The organism is Thermococcus eurythermalis (assembly GCF_000769655.1).
Lineage (GTDB): Archaea > Methanobacteriota_B > Thermococci > Thermococcales > Thermococcaceae > Thermococcus > Thermococcus eurythermalis.
In genome coordinates this window covers 54,187-73,663 of sequence record NZ_CP008887.1, presented here as the reverse complement: position 1 = coordinate 73,663, position 19,477 = coordinate 54,187, and the positions used below count along the sequence as shown (strand labels likewise).

The window sequence follows — 19,477 nt, the reverse complement described above, 5'->3', positions numbered from 1 at the left end:
TTAAGAGCCTCCTTTTATCTTCTTCCCGGTGGTGAAATGGACAGAAGGGCAGGGTTTTTTATCCTTGCAGTGGCTCTAGTGCTCCTGACACCTCAGGTTCAGCCTGTCTTTGCCCAGACTTCCGGAGAAAGTCCGCCTTACGACCTGATAATCGTGAGAAATGACAACCTGATTGATTACATAATCGCGCTCCCCTATTCAACCCTTCTGGGGGTACCAATCCTTCCCGTTGATCCTAACGAGCTTGACGCCGCGACTATTGCCCAGCTCCAGAGCTACTACCAGTTCGGCTGGTACAAAGTGCTCGTCATAGGGGATTACCAGGCGATTAGCCAGAAGGTTCAGGAGCAGCTAATCAGTATCGGGTTTCAAGTCACAAGGATAGGCGGTGCAACGAGGGTAGATACATCGGTCAAGCTCGCAGAGGAGTTCTATCCTGAGGGTGCTAACACAGTGTTACTCGCCAGCGCCAGCGATTACGGCTCGGCCCTGGCGGCCGCGAGGTGGTCTATGAACTACAAAGATCCCCTACTCCTTACGAACCCTGAAAACCTATCCCCCTCCGTTGTCGATGCCCTCAAAAAGCTTAATCCGGATTTGATTGTCCTCATAGGTGCTGGTATGAACAAGAACATCGAGCTTGAACTCCAAAACCTCGGCTATGAAACGTACTGGGTCAAGGAACACATTAAGATAACGGTTTCCTCAACCACTCCTCCTGCCAAGACAAACTGGGCAGTTGTTGTTGGTGCGGTAGCTCTGACCCTGGCCGTGGCGATTCCCGCCTCTCTCTACTACGCCAAGAAGAAGTGGTCAGCCAACAAAGTCCCCATTGAGGTCTTAACGGAGAAAGAGCGCATAGTTGTCAAGGCAATCCTCGACCAGGGCGGAAGCGTGAAGCAGGAGGACTTACCGGAGCTTACTGGCTACTCGAGGCCGACGATAAGCAGGATAATCCAGGAGCTGGAGAAGAAACAGCTCGTCGAGAGGGAGAAGATTGGCAAGACGTTCATTGTGAGGCTCACGAAGGAAATCATAATGCGCGAGTAGCGGTCGGCTAAGCCCTCCGCTCATCACCATTTTTCAGGGTCCTGGCTGTTTCTTCATCCCGCAAGAAAAGGGAAGAGAAATCACTTGCGGAAGAGATGGCCGTGTGCCCTGTTCACGTGCCTCGTGAAGGCCTTTGCATCCTTGAAGACCATTCCGCACCTCGGACAGCGGAAGAGTATTTCTCCGTCCCTGTCCTTAATCTTGATGGCCTTCAACACCGCCATCTCCTCCACCCCCAAGCGGAGTTCCAGCTCTGGCTTTTAAACTTTGCTAAACCCATATCCGGTTGCCCTTGACCTTGAGGTAGCCGAGCGTCTGGAGAACCTTCAGGAAGTCCTCTATAGCGTCCTCGTCGTAGTATATGTTCACCCTTTCGTTCTTGCCCTCGATGGTTATCGGCTCAAGCTCCATCACGGCCTCTATGAGCTCGTTCTTTCGTTTGTACTTTTCCGCCAGCTCCAGAATCCTTCCTGCCAGCACCGAGCGGGCTATTCCGTCGAACATAGCATCAACGTAGCTCTCCTCCGTGGCGTAGTCCTCCGCGATATCGAGGGCGGCCTCTATGAGCTCCCTCTCGACCTCAAGGACTTCGACGTAGTAGCGCTTTTCGAGCGTGTACTCCGTTACGAGGGTGGCGTTGAGCCCTTTTTCAAGCTCCTCGACCTCGTCGCCTATCTCCTCCGCCGGGAAGCGCAGTTCAATATTCAGTGCATCGAGAGGCACCTTCTCCTTCAGCAAGAACCCGTCGTCGGTTTCCTCAACGGCCCCGGCTTCAACCAGGGCACTTATAACTGAGAGCTTTGCCAAATCGGGCTCCTCAAAGAGAGTGTTCAGCTCTCGGACTTCTCCGGGCTCCCAGTCCCCAATAAGCTCGTCGTAGGCCAGCTTGACGGCTTCAATCTTCTCCCCTATTGCCGGGACTTCTGAAGCCACGCTGACGAGTTCAGCGTATGTGCCCCTAACGACAAAATAGTGCTCGATTTCCGCGGTGGTCTCTTCTTTTGGTCTGTTCATTATTCCCGCCCTGCTCAGTTCGCGCGAGAGGGCGTTCATGTCCTCCTTTGTTAAGACCTCAAACCTCATGGACTTCCCCTCCAATGAGCGCCATTCCATTATTATAACCTTTCCCCTCTTCGAGCAGGGACTCCAGCATGGCCCTCACGGGTTTGTTGTGCACCCTCTCCAGTGTTTCGGAGACCTCGCTTTCGAGCCCCTCATCAAACCTCGCGTAGAGGAGCAGGGAGTACGCTATGAGCTTCGGGTCTCCCTCGCCGAGCCTCTCGATAGCACCGGCGAGTGCAGGGTTTTCCAGGAGTTCCTCGGCGATGGCCTCGATGGCCCTTTTGTCGCCGTCTGCCACGGCCTCCCTTAGGGGTTCGTAGAAGGTCTTGAGGGCCAGCCTTGCCATTCTCCCCCTCTCCGCCAGGTCTTTGCCGGGCTCTTCCTCCTGGCCTTTCGTCAGGACATAGTAGGCGAGGGGCACGCCGAACGCTATGATTATCAGCGCGTAGAGGCCTGTAGGTATCTTTACCCCGGAGGGTGCCCTCTTTGAGATTATCGCCAGGGCAACGAAGCCGATGACGAACCACAGGAGCATTCCTGCGAGGTAGTAGGGTGAGTAGTCCCTTACCTTCGGGCCCTTTGCCCTTGCGCCGAGCTCCTCTAACCTCTTCAGACCCTCTTCCGCTATCTCTATCTCGGCCTGGAGGCGGCGTATCCGCCTGTCAATCTCGTTGAGGATTGCGTCCTTCCCCATGTCCTCCACCGGGTGATGTGAATGTGACCATAAAGTATGTTGGCATAAGGGCTTAATTAGCTTTCACCTCCAGCGGTTAGGTGGTAGAAGGCGAGGGCCCCGGCTATCGCGTAGGCGTACTGGGTTATGAACTTGTAGAGAAACGCCGTGACGATGGCCGCCGGGCTGTCCCCGATTGCTATGGTAATCCCGAGCTCGTTCGCCCCTATCCCTCCGGGGGTTCCGAGGACTCCGCCGAGGAAGTTGGAGTAAAGTATAGCCTCAAGGAATTTGGGGTAGTCCCCCTCAGCCCCCACGGCCTTCGCGGTCATGTATAGTGTAATCGAGTTCGTGGCTATCAGGAGAATTCCAACCACTATTCCCAGAAGGACGGTTTTAATGTTGCCTCTTGCCCTGTGCCAGCCGGAGTACATCTCATCGAGGGTGTGACGCTTTTTAATGGCGCGGAACAGCGGGTAGAGGAAGTGGTACGCGGTTTTGTCAAAGACTATTGCTACGCCCAGTGCACCCGCGAGGAGCAGGGCCACGGCGTTCTTTCCGATGAGCGCGATTAGAATTAGGCCCGATAGAAACTCCGTGGCTATTGCGAGCAGGCCAACGCCCATCGTGTACCAGTAGTCCGTTCCGAGGAGCCAGACTTTGACCAGGACGCCGACGGCGCTGTTGAGCGAGAACCCCAGGTAAGTCCCGGCGAGCGTCGCCAGGAGGGTCTTCCTGAACGAGACACCGGTGGAGTGGTGGACGTAGACGTACCAGAGGGCAGTGTAGAACAGGTACCCTATCAGTCCCGTGACGACTGCCAGAAGGAAGTATGGGGAGAAAAACAGAGAGGCGCTCAGGTCTACTGCCGAGGCTTCCCTGTAGACCTTGTGGAGCAGGTACGCCGTTATGCCCGCTGTCAGGAGGAGCGTTGCGGGCTTTCTCCACTTCACGCCCTTCACTCCTTTTCAAGGAGTTCCCTGACGTATTTGGGCATCTGGAAGAGCGTCTCGTGCCTCTCGGGGTCGTAGTAGTAGAGCTTCTCCGGGGCCCTGCTCACGTCGACGCGGGTGAAGTCTATGTCTCCTTTGACACCCACGAGGAAGCTCCACGGTGAGGCGTAGCCTATCACCGGGAAGCTGAAGTAGTAGACCTTGTCGAAGACCTTCTTCATGGCCTTATAGGCGTCGAGGAGCTCGTTGGTGAAGAGGTAGACGCTCCCGGCCTGGGTGATGTAGAGGCCCTTCTCGTTGAGCTTCTCGTAGGCCGTTCTGTAGAACTCCTCACTGAACAGGAGCTTTGCCGGGCCAACGGGGTCTGTTGAATCAACGATTATGACGTCGAAGCGCTCTTCCGTGTTTTTCAGGTACTCAACTCCGTCTCCGATTATCAGCTTCGCCCTCTCTTCCTCTCCCTTGATTAGTCGGTCGAGGAGGTCTTTTGCAACGTCGAGATACAGGTACGATGCCTCGACGACTCCCTCATCAATCTCAACCATTATGGCTTTTTCGACGGTTTTGTGCTTCAGGACCTCTCTTAAGGTTCCCCCATCGCCACCTCCAATCACTAAAACCCTCCTCGGGTTGGGGTGTGCGAGCATTACCGGGTGGACGAGCACCTCGTGGTAGCTCTCCTCACCGACCTCCACGAGCTGGACTGTCCCATCGAGAACAAGGAGTTTGCCGAACCCTTCGGTCTCGTAGAGCTCAAGCCTTTGGTATTTCGTCTGAGTCTCGAAGAGTCTCCTCGTAACTTTGAAGCCGACACCATAGCCTCTCGGATACCACTCAATAAAGGCTCTCTCCTCTTCACTGTACGGCATGAACCTCACCAGAGCTTAGCTCGCTTTTTGAGTTTTAAACCTATGGGTTCCTTCACGATAAAGTTATTAAGTCCTCGGAAGAGTCTAGGACATTATGGAGGCGGAACTGAGGAAGCTTTTGGCGCGGAAGATTTCTGAGCTCTGGACTGAAATCAGCGGGGAAAGTGCGCCCGGCATCCCTCATCTCGTTGGAGAGATTAGTGGTGGTAATGAGATTAGAGTTGACGTAGACGTTGTTTTATTTGAAGACTATCACCTTGAGCGCTTCATTGACGATGGTACTCTTTTCTTCATACTGCCTGCCGATGAAAAAAGTCCCAGGGCCCTTTTTATTTCACTCTGGCGCTTTCTCCAGGGCAAGGGAACTCCAAAGCTTCTCCTTCCCGGAGCTAGGCTTGAAGGCCCGCTGAGGAATACCTTGGAGAAACTTGGTTTTGATGTTCTCTGGATGACGGGGGATTCGGTTGTTGATGTGTGGGCAACCAAAGGACACGTTCGTTATGAGATGAGGTTCCAGAGAGCTGGCGACAACGAGTTCACGCTGGTTGAAAGGAAAAGGGTTCAGTAGGGGAACATGACCACAACGGCCACCGCCGCGGCCGGCTTGTCCTTGACGGTTATCTCGGCACTGGCGGCCTTAAACTCGGCCAGCTCCCAGCCCCTCTTGGCGAAGCCTTCCTCAACCATCTTCCTGACGATTCTCTCGGCCTCTTCCTTCGTGCAGTAGCCGGCGTACTCGTAGATTAAGCCACCTTCGTTGTTCTTGCTTATCCCGACTCCGAGGGCCGCGCTGATGGTCATTCCCGGCTCGTCGCTCTCGATGTGCGCGTAGACCGTCGGCAGGAGCATTCCAATTGGGACGTCGTGCACCTTGTCTATCCACTCGATGTGTGCCGGGATGACACTGCTGAGCTTGACGAGGTTCACGTTGCCTATACCGAGCTTGAGGAGTGCGTTGTCAAAGGCGTTAAGCTTTGTCCCGCCCTCAGCGGCGGCCGCTCCTATGAAAGCCCTCTTTGGAGTAGTCCAGCTCATTCTCACCACCCTCAAATTCTGTCGCTCACTCCACACGCTTTGCAATTGGCTTATAAACCTTGCCCAAAAAATTTTGGGAGTTTTGTACGGCGACGGAGAGCAGTCTGGTGCCCAATCGAGCCCAGTGGCCCAAAACGAAAAGCTGCCAGACTTTTGGGGACCTAATCCTCAGTTTTACACCTTAACGTTCAAGAAAGGTTTAAATGCCCAAACTTGCTACTGTGGACGGTGATGTTCATGATTGAAGTCGGGGAATACAAGGTTAAGGAGGGGCTCTACTACACGAAGGATCACGAGTGGGTCCAGATCCTTGAGGACGGAACCGTCCTCGTCGGAATCAGCGACTACGCCCAGAAGGAGCTCGGCGACCTTGCTTACGTCGAGCTCCCTGAGGTCGGGAAGGAGGTAAACAAGGGCGACGTCCTCTGCGAGCTGGAGAGCGTCAAGGCCGTCAGCGAGGTCTACGCCCCGGTCAGCGGGGAGGTCGTTGAGGTCAACGAGGAGCTCGAGGACTCACCGGAGCTCCTCAACGAAGACCCCTACGAGCACTGGATTGCCAAGCTCAAGCCGACTAACCTTGAAGAGGAGCTCAAGGAGCTCATGGACGCCCAGGCCTACGCAAAGTATCTGGAGAGCCTTTGAGCGCCCTCCTTTTCTCTTCCTCAGGAAGCTTTAAGTATTTTACAGCCCTATTCTCTTCGGTGGTCCCCATGAAAGTTCTGAAGGAGTGGGATGTTAAGGTTAAGCTTGTTAAGACAAAACGCGGTGCCCTTCTCCACATAATTGAGCTCGAGCCCGGACACTTCTATCTCGAACAGAACCCGCTGAAAGACTCGAAGTACGGCGTCGCCTACAGGAAGATAAAGGAGCACTTCCCCGAGTTCTACATGTTCTGGGAGATAAAGAACAACCGCTACACAGGAAAGCTCCTCGCGGGTGCGTTCCTTGAGAAGAAGGAGATAGACGAGTTCATAACCCTGCTCGCACAGACAGAGGACTTCAAGAAGTTCGAGGAAATCCTTGAGGAAATTGAGGAGCTTGAAGAGGAGTGAGCTCGGCCTTTGGCTTTCATCATTTTTGCCGTGTAAGCCACGGACTCAGATACCCTAGAGATCGTCATCGCTCGCTTCTCTTCAAGAAAGGGAAGATAAAAGCCTAACGGCTCAGTCAGTATACCCCTCATCACGTTTCAGCTACCGTGAGGCTCGTCATCGCCGTCTCTCCCTGGAAACGTCCCTTAAAAAAGGTAGCTCAGCCGAGGGGGAGTAGGACTTCCTCGTAAGCCTTCTCAATCTTGCCAGCCACGACCTTCCAGGAGTATTCTGCCTCGACAGCCCTTCTCCCCGCTTCCCCGAGCTCCCTTGCAAAATCCTCGTCCGCCAAAATTCTGCTTACGGCCTGCCCGAGTGCGAGTTCATCCCCTGGGGGCACTAAAAGACCGCTTCCGCTCCTCTCAACCACCTCGGGAATCCCACCAACAGTCGTCGCCACCACTGGAACGCCCGAGGCCATCGCCTCAAGAACCACTATTCCAAAGGCTTCAGCCGTTATGGAGGGGAGCACGAAAACATCAGCCGACGCGTACAGCTTAGGCAGGAGCTCGTTGGGGACGTAGCCCATGAAACGAACCCTCTCACTTATTCCAAGGAACTTCGCCTGGGCCTTGAGCAGGGGGAGCATCTCACCCGAGCCCACCATCACGAGAACGACGTCATCGAACTCCCTCGCAATCCTCTGAAAGGCGTTTAGGAGGACGTGAGCCCCTTTTCTCGGCGACATCCTGCTGACGTAGAGGACAACGCGCCCCTCGATGCTGAGCTCCTCCTTGACTTTTTCCTTCTCCCCCTCGCTAATGGGTCTGAAGACCTCGTCGTCAACGCCGTTCGGGATTATCTCGACAGGGGAGTCCGTGAAGTGCTCTATGAACGCTTTTGCCGCCTTGCTGACGGCTATTATCCTGTGGGGAAAGCCCAGGTAGTGGCTGAAGAGGGGGAACGTCAGCCCGAGGGCCTTCCAGAGGGAGGACTCGTGGGAGAGCGATATGCTGTGCGTCGTCAGGAGCGTGGCCTTTCCGAGGTTTCTGCCGGCTTTTGCGGCTTTGAGAGACAGTGGCGTGAACGCGTGGTGGGAATGAATCACGTCAAAATCTTTCAGGTACTCGCCGAGCTCCCTGTTGGATTTCAAGCTGTAGGTAAGGTTTATACCCAGAATTGGGCTCATAGTCCCGGGAATCTTTCTCAGCTCGATTCCTCTCTCTTCGAGTTCTTTCTCCTTCCCGGTTTCGAGGTCGTTGGTCACGATTGCGACATCATGGCCCCTCCTTTTCAGATGTATTGCAAGATGGTGCATGTGGCTCGCAACTCCTCCGACCTTCGGGTAGTACCAGTCGCTCACGAGCGCTATCCTCATGACCTACCCCCCACCGCCCTGTAGAACTCGACCGCTCCGACAAGCGACCAGAGGTACTGATAGATGAACTTGTACGTGAAGGCAACGAGGGAGCTCTTCGTTGACGAACCGAGGGCGAGGGTTATACCGAGCTCGTTTGCCCCGATTCCCGAGGGGATACCGCTCAGGCTCGCGAAAAGGGTGCTGAGTATGAAAGCCTTGAATGCATCCAGCAGGCCAACAGGAAGTCCGAAGGCCCTTCCAACGGCGATTATTCCAGCAACCTGCAGGAGCACCGCGAGCACAGAGAGGAGAAGCGACAGCGTGAAGGTTGTTGGGTCCCTTCTGGAGCGCCTCCACCCCGAATACGTCCTCTCAAGGTAGTTTCCAAGCCGTTCGGCGAGCTTGGGGCTGAGAGGTCGGATTACGGCAATCCCCCTGTTGAGGAGCGTATAAGCCCCTCTATCGTAGAACAGGATTAGGAAGAGAACCCCAAGCAGAAAAATACCCCACTTGGTGGCGCCGAATACGAGGAGGGAGATACCGGCGATGATTAGAACCTCCAGGGAAATCCCGAAGGCGAGGGCGGACAATGCTTTGAAGTAGTCCCCTCCGACGAGCTTCACCTTGGCAACGTGCCCCACACTCGGGGGGAGGAAGGCCATCATGTAGAAACCGCTCAGAATCGCGGTAAAGGTTCGCCTGAAGCTCGTCTCTTGGAGCTTCCTGAGGACGATGTACCATCTCAGAGTTGAGACAAGTATAGCCAAAAACGCCATTCCCAAGGCCAGGAGGAGAAACCTCGGGTCTGCCGTTGAGATGGCCTCCTTTAGCTCCTTAACGTCGATTGTATGGGCAATGTAGCCTAAGGAAAACAGGAGGGCGAGGACTGAAAGGAGGGTTCTTTTCTTCATAACGCCGTCCCTCCAGCCGCTAAAACTGCCCCGACCATAGCCATGTCGAAGATGCGGTAGACCGTCCTCTGGTTGATCCCCAGCCCGCGCCCAGCGAACATTAGGGAGGACGCGATTATCAGGTGGGGCTTGAGGGTGTACAGAGTTACCGCGATAGCGAGGACCGAGAAAACCTCCACGAGGAGCTCGCTCCTCCCTTTCCCAATGACTATCGGGGTTGTCCTGAGTCCGGCCCTTAGGTCGCTCTCGTAGTCCGAGAGGTGATTCCTCAGCTCGAGGGCGAAGGAGTAGAGGGTTATCCCTGTGGCTATCAGGATTTCCGCCTCTGAAAGGCTCCCATCGATGAGCGCCCCGTAGATGAAGGGCAGACCCCCGAAGAACAGCCCGTGAGACAGCACGTCAACTATGGGCCTCGCTTTAAGCCTCGGTGGGGCCGAATAGAGTGTGGCGAGGATTAGCATTGCAACGTAAACCGCAAACGCGGTTCCATTTGTGGTCAGTGCAAGTCCGAGCCCCGTCACCGCGAGCAGAGCAGATATCGCCAGCCCTTCTCTAAACGACAGTTCTCCGGAGGCTATGGGGTTCTTCTTAACCTTCACTGGATTTTTGGAATCCGTATCAACGTCGAAGCAGTTGTTTATTGAGAAAGCGTACCACACGAAGAGGACTCCCGCCAGGAACGCTGTAACGAGCTCATATACCTCGGCACTCCCCCAGTTCATCAGAAGGGCGAACCCAATCAGTGCTATGTAGGCCCTCCCCTCCAGTGGCCGGAGGTTTCTAACAACGGCTGAAATCGATGTCATCACTACCACCGCTCACCCTTTGAAGAAAGCGTTATAAACCTTTTCACTAACTGGGGGATAGGTATGAAGGAAAATCTTCAGGGGGTTGCCGATGGAGGATGTGCTCCGTGCCCTCTCGAAAAGCCTGAAGGCCTTTGAACTCGGTGAGTCTGAGATAAAAATCTACTCCCTCCTTCAGCGGGAGTCACTGACGCCGAGGCAGATTGCGAAAACCCTCGGCTTGTCCGAGAGAATCGTCAGGGAAAAGCTGAAGCACCTCCTTGAGCTGGGCCTCGTCGAGAGAACCCTCGTGAACAGGGGTTGGCTGGGTTACGTTTACTACGCCAAGGCCCCCGGGGAGGCCCTCCGGGCGCTCTTCAGCAGGCTGGAGTCCACGCTGAAGGCCATAGAAAAGGAGGGCGAGCTGAAGCTGAAGGGTTAAACCTCATGCAACTTCCTTCTCCAAGCTTTAGAACATCAAAACCCTTATAACTCCTGCCCCGGTAGTTAACTACTGGGGTGGTAGTTCTGTACTTTGACACGAGACCAAAGAGAAAGCGTGAGGATTTGTACGACCGTGAGAAGGAGCTGAGCGATTTTGAAAACTCCCTCCGCTCGAACAACCCCCTCACGGTCATCACGGGAATCAGAAGGTTGGGGAAGACTTCCCTCCTCCTCGTGGGGCTGAACGAACTCGGCCTTCCCTACGTCCTCGTGGACTTCAGGGGGGTGAATCCAAACTCCAGAATGGACGTTTACAAGCGGATAGAGAGCTCCCTAAACCTTTTCTTCCGCGAGAACCGCAACCTCTGGGAGGAACTCAAGGAAAACCTAAGGGCCATAACGGGCCTTCGAGTTCTGAGCTTCGGCGTCAACCTCTCCTGGCGCGAGGAGAAAACCGACTTAATAGCGCTGTTCCGGGAACTTGAGAGATACGGTGTTGTTCTGGCCTTCGATGAGGTGCAGTATCTGAGGGGCCCCGTCGGGAGCGAGTTCGCGGGCCTAATCGCTCACCTCTACGACTACTCGAACCTGAGAATAGTCATGACAGGCTCTGAAGTTGGCCTGCTCCACGACTACCTCGGCGTTGACGACCCCCGGGCGCCCCTCTACGGCAGGTACTTCCACGAGGTTACACTCCCAAGGTTCACGCGGGAGCAGAGCAGGGACTTTCTGATTAAGGGGTTCGAGCAGGTTGAACTTTCCCCTCCAGAAGAGCTAATCGAGACCGCGGTGGAGAGGCTCGACGGCATCGTAGGTTGGCTCGTTCTCTTTGGCAGGAGGGTTCTTGAGAAGGGCCCCTCTGAAGAAGTCGTCGAGGAGGTCTTTGAAGAGGCCAGGAGACTCGCGCTGGAGGAGTTTGAGAACTTCCTCTCAAAGAGGCCTTTGGCGAGGAAACGCTACCTTGAAATAATGCGTGCCGTCGCGAGCGGAAAGAACACTTGGGAGGAGATAAAGGAGCACCTCGAACGGAAGGAGGGTAAAAGTGTGGTCGACAGCGTGCTGGCAAGGCTCTTGAAGGCGCTTGTTGATTCCTCCTTCCTTCAGAAGGTTAAGGACGGCCGAAACGTTCATTATAAAATCCCAGACCCGGTGCTTGAGGCAGTGTTTAAGTAACAAGAGCATATTAAGGGGGAAGGGGAAAAGAATTGAGGGCTCAGGCGTTCTGCCCCTCCCTCTTCTTCGTGAGGTATTCGTGAATGGCCTTCGCGGCCCTCCTCCCGTCGCCCATAGCCAGGATGACGGTCGCTTCGCCCCTTATCGCGTCGCCACCAGCGAAAACTCCCGGAATGCTCGTCATGAGGTTCTCATCAACGACGATCCTTCCGCGCTCGACCTTCAGGCCGGGCGTGTTGATGATGAGCCTGTTGGGGTGCTTGCCGATTGCGATGATGACGGTGTCGGCCTCGATTGTCACGTACTCTCCAGTCCCGACTATCTTCCTCTTTCCGCGCTTGTCCCTCTCGTCGAGGGCCTTCATCTTCTCGAACTTTACGGCCTTAACGTTGCCGTTCTCGTCGCCGATGAACTCGACCGGGTTCAGGAAGAACTCGAACTTGACACCCTCTTCCTTCGCGTGGTGAACCTCTTCAACCCTCGCGCTGACGTCTTCCGGGCCGCGGCGGTAGGCGATGATGACCTCCGCTCCAAAGCGCCTCGCGCTCCTCGCGGCGTCCATTGCCGTGTTTCCGGCTCCGATGACTATTACCTTCTTGCCGACCTTGACTGGGGTGTCGTACTCCGGGAACTTGTAGGCCTTCATGAGGTTGACGCGCGTGAGGAACTCGTTGGCGGTGTAAATTCCATTGAGGTTTATGCCAGGTGCGTTGATGAGCCTCGGAGTTCCGGCGCCAGAGCCTATGAAGACCGCGTCGTACTCTTGGAGGAGCTCTTCAATGGTGACGGTTCTTCCCACGATGTGGTCTGTAAGGATTTTGACGCCGAGCTTCTTGAGCTTCTCAATCTCGCTCTGGACTATGCTCTTCGGGAGCCTGAACTCTGGAATTCCGTATATGAGAACTCCTCCTGGCTCGTGCAGGGCCTCGTAGATGGTAACGTCGTAGCCGAGCTTGGCCAGCTCTCCAGCGGCGGTAAGCCCTGCCGGGCCGGCCCCGATGATTGCAACTTTCTGGCCCTTCTTCTCTATCTTCGGCACCATCTCGAAGAGGAGCTCCTCGTCTATGCCCTTCTCGCGCGCGTAATCTGCCACAAACCTTTCCAGCTTGCCGATGTTTATTTTGTCACCGACCCTGCCCATGACACAGTTCATCTCACACTGGTCCTCCTGCGGGCAGACGCGGCCGGTGGTCGCTGGCAGGGAGTTGCAGGCCCAGATGACCTGGAGGGCTTCCTTCACGGCTTTGTCCGGGTCGTCGCGGTACTCGACGAGCTTTCCGATGAAGCCCGGAATGTTAATGTGGACGGGACAGCCCTTGATACAGGGCGCGTAGTTGACGGGACACTGCAAACAGCGCTCGGCCTCCTTAACGGCAAGCTCAAATGTGTAGCCGAGGTTAACTTCCTTAAAGTCGTGAATTCTCTCCTCAGCAGGCCTTTCCGGCGTGGGAACGCGTTCCTTGATGAGCTTTCTCCTAACGGCCATTTCACTCACCCCTCAGGGACTTGAGGTACTCCTCAAGGGCCTTCCTCTCCAGGTCGGTATAGAAGCCGACCCTGTGAATCAGCTCGTCCCAGTCGACCTTGTAGGCGTCGAAGCCAGGCCCGTCAATGCAGGCGAACTTGACCTCTCCCCCGACCATAACACGGCAGGCACCGCACATTCCGGTTCCGTCCACCATAATCGGGTGCAGGTCTGCGTGCATCGGGATTCCGAACTCCTTAACGACGTTGAAGACCGCTTTCTGGGCGCCTGCGGGGCCAACGGTGAGCACGAAGTCAAAGTTCTCCTCTGAGAGGAGCTCCTTTACCTTTTCGGCTCCCCTCCTCGCTATTTCCGCAACTATCTCCTTCGTTCTCCAGCCTTCCTGGATTTCAAAGCCTTCAAATATGTGCCTTGAAACGTTCTCCCTGAACTCGTCCTTGAGGATTGCCATCGGTGCGGGGGCCACGTGAAGGGTTGTAACGTCGTTTCCAGCTTCCTGAAGCGCTTTAGCTATTGGGAAAACTTCCACTATTCCGGCGCTGAGACCAACGGCCAGAACCCTGCCGAACTTCTCTATTGGCGCAGGGTTTCCGAGGGGGCCGGCAACGTTGAGGATTGGATCTCCCGGCTTGAGCTCGTTGGCCATCCTCATCGTGGTCTTTCCGCGGACGAAGGTTATCAAGACGATCCAGCCATCTTCACGGTCCCACATCACCGGAGTGAGAGGAATCCTTTCACCGTTTGGAAAGGCCCTTACGATGACGAACTGTCCTGGCTGAACCTTCCTGGCCACGTGTGGAGCCTCTATTTTGTACATAACGTGCTTCGGGGCAAGCTCCTTCTTGTCGAGTATCTTGTATGGCATTATGCACACCTCCGTACACAGGCTCAAACATGAGCATCTAAGTAGTTCAAAACCTGTGGTGTTTATAAACCTGTTCCTAACCAAAAGTTAATAACTCCGAAGGGATTTCGGGAAGGTGCCCATGGGGCTGAAAGAAACCCTTTTTAACCTCGCGAGAAACCCACCAGTGGTGTCGAGAATGTCCGGGAAAAAGCTCGTTTATATGCTTGCAGTCATAGTGGCGTCGCTCGGCATGTTCATGCCCCTCCTCTACGGGACGGTTCCGTTTGTTCGGGAACTCCTTGGAAGCGACCCCCTGCCCAAGTCGCTGGTCCTGATGTTGCTTGGTTGGGCCGTTGCTTATTTCACGTACGAAGAAGAGGGGAAAGAAGGATTCACAGCTTCCTGAGGAAAGTTATGTAACCTGTATGGGCCAGCATCGTTGTTTTCGGCCTCATGCACTCTTTCTTTACTTCGTGCTCCCTTACGAGGACTTCAACGACCCTCGGCCTCATGAAGTAATCTCTGTACTCTTGAAGTGCCTGGAAGAAGCGGTGGACCTGGTTCATACAGGGTGTGTAAGCTACGAAGTAGCCGCCGGGCTTCAGGACATCAACGGCGTGGGGGAGGACGTTCTCCGGCTGGGGCAGGTCAAGGACTATATGGTCGGCACTCTCCTCGTCTATTCCGTCGTATATGCTCTTGTTTTTGATGGTTACCCTGTCTGAAAAACCTGCCAGCTCGATGTTCTTTCTGGCTATCTCGTAGAAGTCCTTCCTGACCTCGTAGCTTATGACCCTGCCCTGGGGACCCACGGCGTTCGCGAGGAATATGGTCAGCGCACCGCTCCCGGCGCCGGCCTCTATGATGGTGTCTCCCGGCGAGATACCTGCGTAGGCTATTATTATACCAGCGTCCTTGGGGTGCACTATCTGGGGGCCCCTCTTCATCTTCGCTATTATATCGTTGATGTCCGGCTTGAGCGCAACGAAGGTCTCGCCTTTGTGGGTTTCTATCCTGCTCCCGTAGGGCTTGCCAATGAGTTCTCCCAGTTTAAGTATTCCGAGGTCCGTGTGGAACTCCCGGTCTTCCACCTTCACGAGGTAGCGCTTCCCGCGCTTATCGACGAGGAGGACTCTGCTTCCTTTCTCAATCACCGATACCACCGTCCTTGTAGACTTTGAACTCCCCCTTGGAGACCTCGACTATCGCCGTGCTCAGCTCTTCGAGTATCGCCAGGTGGGGGCGGTCTACGATATCCGTGTTGATGAAGTTTATTATGATGAGGTCTTCGCCGGGGATTGTGCTCACGGCGGTTAGAATCGCCTTAACGGCGTCCTCGGGGGAAAAGTGAATGTAGTGGCTCAGCCCGAAGGTCACCATGTACTTCGGCTTCTGTGGGAGCCTCGATATCTTGCTCATTATTGAGTGGTAGTTCCTGAGGAATGTGTGTGAGTCGTAGCTCGGCACTACATCCTCAAGGATTTCACCGTAGGTCACTGTCCCGGGCCCAACTTTCACGACTTTCAGGCTCCTGAGGATCTCCAGAGTGGCAGAGTAGTCCACATTTTCTTTTCTCACGAACTTCCTCAGCAGAATCTCGCCAAGCCCAAAGAAGTCCACCACAACCACTCCACCAGGGGCTATCGCGGGCAGGAGCTCGCCCCATGCGAGGTTCTCTATGGGTTCTCGTGACTGGTACTCGATTAAAACAACGTCCCCAGGCGTCATACGGCTGAGTGCATCTTTTTTGAGGTCTTTAATGGCCATGCCCTTCACCAAAAGGGTTTTTAACTGCAAATCTTTTAAACCTTGTCGGGTGGGAAAATGAGGTTTGTAGTATGGCCGAGCGAGCTTGACTCAAGGCTGAGCAGGAAGTATGGGAGAGCCGTCCCAAAGAACCTCGCCGTTGAGGCGCCCAGGTTTTCTGAAATAGAAGACGCCGTCGTAGTTCTCGGTATGAATGTCGTTGAGAAGGACCACACCAAGCTTAACCCCCGCCTTTCTGGCCTGGACGAGGAGCTCAGGACGTACGGCTTTCTTGTGGTTGAGAGCCAGTACGGAAAGGGGAAGAGCCTAAAAATGATTGCGGAGAAGATTAGAGAACTCCGTTCAAGGACAAAGCCCAAGAAGGGCAAGACTAAGAAGAGGAGGAAGTAGTCACTCTTCCGTCTCGACGACAATGGCAGTGGTAGTGTCTATGACGCCGTCGATGTTGTGGATGTCGTGGAGGATCTTCCTGGTAAGCTCACCGAGGTCGTTTGCCTCGATGTGGACTATGGCGTCGTAGGGGCCGGTCACGGCGTCCGCCTTGGTGACGCCGGGTATCTGCTTGAGTGCCTCAATCACACTCTCAACTTTTCCAATTTCGACTGTCAACAAAACATACGCCCTAACCATGGGTATCACCGCCGGAATTTTCTTCATTTCCTAATGCGAGTTCCGTTCATTTAAGCTTTTCGTAGTCGGGACAGATTCTTGAGTCCCACAAGTTGGGTGCATGTTGTACTTAACACAACTATTGTGTATGATAGTTGGGGTTTAGGCCCCATTTGTATTTCGAAAGGTTTATTATTTGGCATGTACATATATAACAATGCCCTAGATGTACAGAGGTGGGTATTAATGAAAAGCAGAGCTACAATAGCCATGCTGGTTGTTTTTTTGGTTGTTTTTTCGACAGTGGCCAGCGGCTGCATCGGTGGTGAAAGCGAAACCACAACCGGCACCCAGCAGACGACCTCGCCGGGTGAAACTTCGTCACAGCCAGCTCAGACCGGCGTCCTGGAGATGGGCAAAGTCTATGTCGTCACGACCGATAAGAGCGTAGTTGTTGTCGGACCTAAGGGGGCTGAACCGACGGTGGACCTTCCCTCAGGAAAGAAGGTCATAAGGGTCAGCTACGAGGTTGACACGGAGAACACCCCCGATGTCAAGACCCTCATGGAGCAGGGCCAGGGATTCGGTGCGATTAACCCCGCGTTCTTCAGGGACGAGCATGTTGATGCCCTCGTCATAGCGGCGAGGCGCGAGACCAACCCCGAGGTCAGAACTGAAATCTTCAAGGCCCTCTACATACTCGGAAACCAGCTTGTGCCTGAGGCCATTCTCGGACAGAACAAGCAGCTCCGTGTCTACTGGGACTGGGTGAAGGGCCGCTACTACCACCCGACCCTTGCCGAGCGCTACGACCTCCTCAGCGAGGACTCGAACGCCCCCTCAGTCAAGATTGGTATCAAGGACTACAAGAACGACCCTGAGACCTACGTCATAGCCACAATCGGCTGGCCGGAGAGCCTTGACCCGGCAATGACCTACGAGACCTTTGGATGGGAGCTCTGGCACGAGATTGGCGACACCCTCGTCACCTACTGGAAGGAGAACACCGAGACCGTCAGCCCCGACCTGGCGGTTGCCTGGGCCCACAACAAGGAGGGCACCGAGTGGTACTTCCTCATCCGCGGTGGAGTTAAAGCATATGACCCGTGGAACGACAAGACCTACCCGATAGACGCTACCGATGTGGCCTTCACGTTCCTCCGCGTCGAGAGGCTCGGACACAGCGTCAGCTGGATGGTCGACAGCTTTATGGACGTCAACAACTCGGCGGCGATTAGCGAGGAGGAGCTTGATGGCTACCTCAAGGACAACCCGCTCATCGCCGAGTTCAACGGTCAGGTCAAGGAAATCCACTCCGTTGAGGAGCTCAAGCAGTTCTTCGGATACAGCGGCGAGACCGCGGGCGTCTTCAAGCTCGTCCTCCCGAACCCGTACGCGCCGGTTCTGAGCATCCTCGCTGACCCGTTCCTCAGCGTCGTCCCGATGGAGTACCTCCTCGGCGACAAGTACCAAGAGGCCCTGCAGGCCAGCAACAACGGCCACGACCCGAGCGCGTGGTGGGACTACCTCCAGTCCGGCAAGGACGACCCGACCCACCAGCTCATGCATCAGAAGCCCGTTGGAACCGGACCGTTCTACGTCAAGGACTACCAGGAGAACAGCTACATAGTCCTCGAGTACAACCCGCACTACTGGAACGCCACGGGCAGCCCAGGTCACAAGTACGTCATCTACGTCATCAACAACGACGCCCAGGCCAGGATAAACCTCTTCAAGACCGGTACTGCCGATGTCGTCGCGATACCGCCTGAGAAGATGGACAGCGTGAAGGGCCTTGAGCTCAACGGCTTCCACTCGGTCGTTAAGACCGACATCCTCCAGCCGATTCTGACGTTCCTCGTCTTCAACACCCAGAAGGAGCCCTTCAACAACCCGAAGGTCAGGCAGGCCCTTGCCTACGCCATTCCGTACGACCAGATAAGGCAGCTCGTCTACCAGGGACTCCTGGAGCCCAACTACGGCCCGATACCCAAGCCGTGGCCGGGATACATGGAGGAGGGCATCACCAAGTACACCTACGACATCAACAAGGCCAAGCAACTTCTCCAGGAGGCCGGGATTGACCCGAGCAAGTACTCCATCGAGCTCATCTACAACGAGGGCAACGCCGCCCGTGAGAAGATTATGACCCTCATACAGAACGTCTGGAGCCAGCTCGGCTTCCAGGTCACCGTGAACAGCTACAACTGGCCGACCTACCTCAGCAAGACCGAGCACGGCGACTACGACGTCTACGTCGTCGGATGGGTTCCGGACTACCTCGACTCCGACAACTGGGTTGGCCCGTTCCTCTACGGTGCCACCGAGTTCAAGAGCCTTGAGGTTAACGTCTCTGAATGAAGCTTCCATTTCTTTTCTATTTTCTAACGACATGCACGGCAAGGGGGTGAGCAAAGTTGGCCAACCTTAAGAAGTTCCTCGTCAGGAGGCTCTTGACGTTTATACCCACAATAATTGGAGTCACTCTTATTGTGTTCCTTATCGCCTATGTCATCCCCGCCGACCCCGCAAGGGCGTGGGCGGGTGGAGAAAAGGCTACCCCTGATGCAATCCAGAGGATACGTGAGCAGTACCATATGGACGACCCCTGGTACGAGCAGTACTGGTTTTTGGTTAGTGGGCTCGCTAGGAACAAGATTGTTGACCCGAGGACGTCGAATTACGTATTTGACGATATCGAAAAGAGGTTTCCGGTAACGTTTGAGCTGACGCTGGTGGCGTTCTTTTTCATCCTGATAATAGGTCTTCCACTCGGTATACTCGCCGCGCTCAAGAGGAACACGTGGATTGATACCGTGGTTAGGATATTCGCCCTGACCGGTGTTTCAATGCCCATATTCTGGCTGGGATACATGCTCATGTACATCTTCTTCGTCAAGTGGCGTGTCATAACCCTGGCGGGCTTCCCGGCTCCACCCGAACGTGTGATAACTCACGTCCCTATGATAGACGCGCTCCTTACGGGGGACTTCTCGACGTTCGCCCAGCACATCCACAGGCTCTGGCTTCCGGGCCTCACCCTTGGATTTACCGGCTCTGGAGTCCTCGCCAGGTTCGTGAGGAACTCGTTCCTTGAGGCCCTCAGCAGTGACTACGTGGCCTTCCTCAAGGCGAAGGGCGTCCCCAAGCTCAGGATATACAGGCACGCCCTGAAGAACGCCCTCGTCCCAATCCTGACCGTTTTGGGCCTTCAGTTCGGCGGACTGCTCGGAGGAACTCCGATCACCGAGACCGTCTTCGGACTGCCTGGAATGGGTTCCTACGTCCTGGACGCCATAAGGAACCTCGACTTCCCGGCGGTGGTCGCGATAACCTTCATCTTCGCCCTGATCTTCGTGACGACCAACCTGATAGTGGACATACTGTACGCGGTCGTTGACCCGAGGGTGAGGTACTGAGGT

The 19,477-nt window shown here is 55.1% G+C and carries 24 protein-coding genes; 10 read left to right on the top strand and 14 right to left on the bottom strand.

The window, feature by feature from the left end; genetic code table 11:
- The first annotated feature begins 36 nt into the window (after nucleotides 1–36).
- Nucleotides 37–1,050: a cell wall-binding repeat-containing protein gene (locus TEU_RS00480; protein WP_050001915.1), complete on the top strand. Its 1,014-nt coding sequence runs from the start codon at nucleotides 37–39 to the stop codon at nucleotides 1,048–1,050.
- A gap of 80 nt (nucleotides 1,051–1,130) precedes the next feature.
- On the opposite strand, the gene TEU_RS00475 is transcribed toward TEU_RS00480, so the two are convergent.
- Genes TEU_RS00475 through speE form a run of 5 tightly spaced genes read right to left on the bottom strand, consistent with a single transcriptional unit; the run spans nucleotide 1,131 to nucleotide 4,607 of the window.
- On the bottom strand, nucleotides 1,131–1,274 hold the full coding sequence (locus TEU_RS00475) for a C2H2-type zinc finger protein (RefSeq protein WP_050001914.1): 144 nt from the start codon (nucleotides 1,272–1,274) through the stop codon (nucleotides 1,131–1,133).
- 46 nt (nucleotides 1,275–1,320) lie between these two features.
- Nucleotides 1,321–2,133 (bottom strand): hypothetical protein, encoded by an 813-nt coding sequence (locus TEU_RS00470; protein WP_050001913.1) that lies wholly within the window; start codon nucleotides 2,131–2,133, stop codon nucleotides 1,321–1,323.
- Entirely contained in the window at nucleotides 2,123–2,806 is a 684-nt protein-coding gene (locus TEU_RS00465; protein ID WP_050001912.1) for a hypothetical protein, read from the bottom strand. Before TEU_RS00465 ends, TEU_RS00470 begins: the two co-directional genes overlap by 11 nt.
- A 56-nt stretch (nucleotides 2,807–2,862) precedes the next feature.
- The gene (locus TEU_RS00460; RefSeq protein ID WP_050001911.1) at nucleotides 2,863–3,738 is read right to left on the bottom strand and encodes a lysylphosphatidylglycerol synthase domain-containing protein; all 876 of its coding nucleotides are present in this window, start codon (nucleotides 3,736–3,738) and stop codon (nucleotides 2,863–2,865) included.
- Between the two features lie 5 nt (nucleotides 3,739–3,743).
- Nucleotides 3,744–4,607 (bottom strand): polyamine aminopropyltransferase, encoded by an 864-nt coding sequence (gene speE, locus TEU_RS00455; protein WP_050001910.1) that lies wholly within the window; start codon nucleotides 4,605–4,607, stop codon nucleotides 3,744–3,746.
- A 94-nt stretch (nucleotides 4,608–4,701) separates the two neighbouring features.
- Between speE and TEU_RS00450 the strand changes: the two genes are divergently transcribed.
- Nucleotides 4,702–5,175 (top strand): hypothetical protein, encoded by a 474-nt coding sequence (locus TEU_RS00450; protein ID WP_050001909.1) that lies wholly within the window; start codon nucleotides 4,702–4,704, stop codon nucleotides 5,173–5,175.
- Here the strand turns inward: TEU_RS00450 and TEU_RS00445 are convergent.
- Nucleotides 5,169–5,642: a pyruvoyl-dependent arginine decarboxylase gene (locus TEU_RS00445; RefSeq protein WP_050001908.1), complete on the bottom strand. Its 474-nt coding sequence runs from the start codon at nucleotides 5,640–5,642 to the stop codon at nucleotides 5,169–5,171. The genes TEU_RS00450 and TEU_RS00445 overlap by 7 nt on opposite strands.
- Before the next feature lie 237 nt (nucleotides 5,643–5,879).
- Here TEU_RS00445 and gcvH point away from each other — a divergent pair, with 237 nt between their 5' ends.
- On the top strand, nucleotides 5,880–6,284 hold the full coding sequence (gcvH, locus tag TEU_RS00440; protein ID WP_050001907.1) for a glycine cleavage system protein GcvH: 405 nt from the start codon (nucleotides 5,880–5,882) through the stop codon (nucleotides 6,282–6,284).
- Between the two features lie 68 nt (nucleotides 6,285–6,352).
- Nucleotides 6,353–6,694: a DUF7132 family protein gene (locus TEU_RS00435; protein WP_050001906.1), complete on the top strand. Its 342-nt coding sequence runs from the start codon at nucleotides 6,353–6,355 to the stop codon at nucleotides 6,692–6,694.
- A 199-nt stretch (nucleotides 6,695–6,893) separates the two neighbouring features.
- Here the strand turns inward: TEU_RS00435 and TEU_RS00430 are convergent, their stop codons facing one another.
- From TEU_RS00430 to TEU_RS00420, 3 genes are read right to left on the bottom strand one after another with little or no spacing between them, the layout of a single operon-like run.
- A complete protein-coding gene (locus tag TEU_RS00430; RefSeq protein WP_050001905.1) occupies nucleotides 6,894–8,051 on the bottom strand; it encodes a glycosyltransferase family 4 protein in 1,158 nt (385 codons plus the stop codon).
- A complete protein-coding gene (locus TEU_RS00425) occupies nucleotides 8,048–8,944 on the bottom strand; it encodes a lysylphosphatidylglycerol synthase transmembrane domain-containing protein (protein ID WP_050001904.1) in 897 nt (298 codons plus the stop codon). Before TEU_RS00425 ends, TEU_RS00430 begins: the two co-directional genes overlap by 4 nt.
- Nucleotides 8,941–9,750 (bottom strand): UbiA prenyltransferase family protein, encoded by an 810-nt coding sequence (locus TEU_RS00420; RefSeq protein WP_050001903.1) that lies wholly within the window; start codon nucleotides 9,748–9,750, stop codon nucleotides 8,941–8,943. Before TEU_RS00420 ends, TEU_RS00425 begins: the two co-directional genes overlap by 4 nt.
- 91 nt (nucleotides 9,751–9,841) lie before the next feature.
- Between TEU_RS00420 and TEU_RS00415 the strand changes: the two genes are divergently transcribed.
- Both TEU_RS00415 and TEU_RS00410 read left to right on the top strand, forming a co-directional pair.
- Nucleotides 9,842–10,171: a helix-turn-helix domain-containing protein gene (locus tag TEU_RS00415; RefSeq protein WP_050001902.1), complete on the top strand. Its 330-nt coding sequence runs from the start codon at nucleotides 9,842–9,844 to the stop codon at nucleotides 10,169–10,171.
- A 77-nt stretch (nucleotides 10,172–10,248) separates the two neighbouring features.
- Entirely contained in the window at nucleotides 10,249–11,346 is a 1,098-nt protein-coding gene (locus TEU_RS00410) for an AAA family ATPase (protein WP_081947175.1), read from the top strand.
- 40 nt (nucleotides 11,347–11,386) lie between these two features.
- On the opposite strand, the gene gltA is transcribed toward TEU_RS00410, so the two are convergent.
- Complete coding sequence (gltA, locus tag TEU_RS00405; protein WP_050001901.1) at nucleotides 11,387–12,832, bottom strand: NADPH-dependent glutamate synthase; 1,446 nt, start codon at nucleotides 12,830–12,832, stop codon at nucleotides 11,387–11,389.
- A 1-nt stretch (nucleotide 12,833) separates the two neighbouring features.
- Nucleotides 12,834–13,697 (bottom strand): sulfide/dihydroorotate dehydrogenase-like FAD/NAD-binding protein, encoded by an 864-nt coding sequence (locus TEU_RS00400; protein ID WP_050001900.1) that lies wholly within the window; start codon nucleotides 13,695–13,697, stop codon nucleotides 12,834–12,836.
- A gap of 169 nt (nucleotides 13,698–13,866) precedes the next feature.
- Here TEU_RS00400 and TEU_RS00395 point away from each other — a divergent pair, with 169 nt between their 5' ends.
- The gene (locus TEU_RS00395) at nucleotides 13,867–14,085 is read left to right on the top strand and encodes a hypothetical protein (RefSeq protein WP_144244784.1); all 219 of its coding nucleotides are present in this window, start codon (nucleotides 13,867–13,869) and stop codon (nucleotides 14,083–14,085) included.
- Here TEU_RS00395 and TEU_RS00390 read toward each other — a convergent pair.
- Together TEU_RS00390 and TEU_RS00385 are read right to left on the bottom strand one after the other, a co-directional pair.
- Nucleotides 14,072–14,833, bottom strand: a complete 762-nt coding sequence (locus tag TEU_RS00390) for a tRNA (adenine-N1)-methyltransferase (RefSeq protein ID WP_050001898.1) — start codon at nucleotides 14,831–14,833, stop codon at nucleotides 14,072–14,074. The genes TEU_RS00395 and TEU_RS00390 overlap by 14 nt on opposite strands.
- Nucleotides 14,826–15,446: a DUF257 family protein gene (locus tag TEU_RS00385; RefSeq protein WP_050001897.1), complete on the bottom strand. Its 621-nt coding sequence runs from the start codon at nucleotides 15,444–15,446 to the stop codon at nucleotides 14,826–14,828. The genes TEU_RS00390 and TEU_RS00385 overlap by 8 nt, the downstream gene beginning before the upstream one ends.
- Before the next feature lie 57 nt (nucleotides 15,447–15,503).
- Between TEU_RS00385 and TEU_RS00380 the strand changes: the two genes are divergently transcribed.
- Nucleotides 15,504–15,836, top strand: a complete 333-nt coding sequence (locus tag TEU_RS00380; protein WP_050001896.1) for a signal recognition particle protein Srp19 — start codon at nucleotides 15,504–15,506, stop codon at nucleotides 15,834–15,836.
- Here TEU_RS00380 and TEU_RS00375 read toward each other — a convergent pair whose 3' ends face one another.
- Complete coding sequence (locus tag TEU_RS00375) at nucleotides 15,837–16,076, bottom strand: Lrp/AsnC family transcriptional regulator (RefSeq protein WP_050001895.1); 240 nt, start codon at nucleotides 16,074–16,076, stop codon at nucleotides 15,837–15,839.
- 225 nt (nucleotides 16,077–16,301) lie between these two features.
- On the opposite strand from TEU_RS00375, the gene TEU_RS00370 reads away from it, so the two are divergent.
- Together TEU_RS00370 and TEU_RS00365 are read left to right on the top strand one after the other, a co-directional pair.
- The gene (locus tag TEU_RS00370) at nucleotides 16,302–18,416 is read left to right on the top strand and encodes an ABC transporter substrate-binding protein (RefSeq protein ID WP_050001894.1); all 2,115 of its coding nucleotides are present in this window, start codon (nucleotides 16,302–16,304) and stop codon (nucleotides 18,414–18,416) included.
- A 56-nt stretch (nucleotides 18,417–18,472) separates the two neighbouring features.
- Nucleotides 18,473–19,474 carry an ABC transporter permease gene (locus TEU_RS00365; RefSeq protein WP_050001893.1) on the top strand — a complete coding sequence of 334 codons (1,002 nt, stop codon included), beginning with the start codon at nucleotides 18,473–18,475 and terminating at the stop codon, nucleotides 19,472–19,474.
- The last annotated feature ends 3 nt before the right edge of the window (nucleotides 19,475–19,477 follow it).

Excerpts from the sequence above, each read along its gene's own strand:
- TEU_RS00480 (WP_050001915.1), top strand. The coding sequence starts at position 37 with ATGGACAGAAGGGCAGGGTTTTTTATCCTTGCAGTGGCTCTAGTGCTC.
- TEU_RS00475 (WP_050001914.1), bottom strand. The coding sequence starts at position 1,274 with ATGGCGGTGTTGAAGGCCATCAAGATTAAGGACAGGGACGGAGAAATA.
- TEU_RS00470 (WP_050001913.1), bottom strand. The coding sequence starts at position 2,133 with ATGAGGTTTGAGGTCTTAACAAAGGAGGACATGAACGCCCTCTCGCGC.
- TEU_RS00465 (WP_050001912.1), bottom strand. The coding sequence starts at position 2,806 with ATGGGGAAGGACGCAATCCTCAACGAGATTGACAGGCGGATACGCCGC.
- speE (WP_050001910.1), bottom strand. The coding sequence starts at position 4,607 with ATGCCGTACAGTGAAGAGGAGAGAGCCTTTATTGAGTGGTATCCGAGA.
- TEU_RS00450 (WP_050001909.1), top strand. The coding sequence starts at position 4,702 with ATGGAGGCGGAACTGAGGAAGCTTTTGGCGCGGAAGATTTCTGAGCTC.
- TEU_RS00445 (WP_050001908.1), bottom strand. The coding sequence starts at position 5,642 with ATGAGCTGGACTACTCCAAAGAGGGCTTTCATAGGAGCGGCCGCCGCT.
- gcvH (WP_050001907.1), top strand. The coding sequence starts at position 5,880 with ATGATTGAAGTCGGGGAATACAAGGTTAAGGAGGGGCTCTACTACACG.
- TEU_RS00435 (WP_050001906.1), top strand. The coding sequence starts at position 6,353 with ATGAAAGTTCTGAAGGAGTGGGATGTTAAGGTTAAGCTTGTTAAGACA.
- TEU_RS00430 (WP_050001905.1), bottom strand. The coding sequence starts at position 8,051 with ATGAGGATAGCGCTCGTGAGCGACTGGTACTACCCGAAGGTCGGAGGA.
- TEU_RS00425 (WP_050001904.1), bottom strand. The coding sequence starts at position 8,944 with ATGAAGAAAAGAACCCTCCTTTCAGTCCTCGCCCTCCTGTTTTCCTTA.
- TEU_RS00420 (WP_050001903.1), bottom strand. The coding sequence starts at position 9,750 with ATGACATCGATTTCAGCCGTTGTTAGAAACCTCCGGCCACTGGAGGGG.
- TEU_RS00415 (WP_050001902.1), top strand. The coding sequence starts at position 9,842 with ATGGAGGATGTGCTCCGTGCCCTCTCGAAAAGCCTGAAGGCCTTTGAA.
- gltA (WP_050001901.1), bottom strand. The coding sequence starts at position 12,832 with ATGGCCGTTAGGAGAAAGCTCATCAAGGAACGCGTTCCCACGCCGGAA.
- TEU_RS00400 (WP_050001900.1), bottom strand. The coding sequence starts at position 13,697 with ATGCCATACAAGATACTCGACAAGAAGGAGCTTGCCCCGAAGCACGTT.
- TEU_RS00385 (WP_050001897.1), bottom strand. The coding sequence starts at position 15,446 with ATGGCCATTAAAGACCTCAAAAAAGATGCACTCAGCCGTATGACGCCT.
- TEU_RS00380 (WP_050001896.1), top strand. The coding sequence starts at position 15,504 with ATGAGGTTTGTAGTATGGCCGAGCGAGCTTGACTCAAGGCTGAGCAGG.
- TEU_RS00375 (WP_050001895.1), bottom strand. The coding sequence starts at position 16,076 with ATGGTTAGGGCGTATGTTTTGTTGACAGTCGAAATTGGAAAAGTTGAG.
- TEU_RS00370 (WP_050001894.1), top strand. The coding sequence starts at position 16,302 with ATGAAAAGCAGAGCTACAATAGCCATGCTGGTTGTTTTTTTGGTTGTT.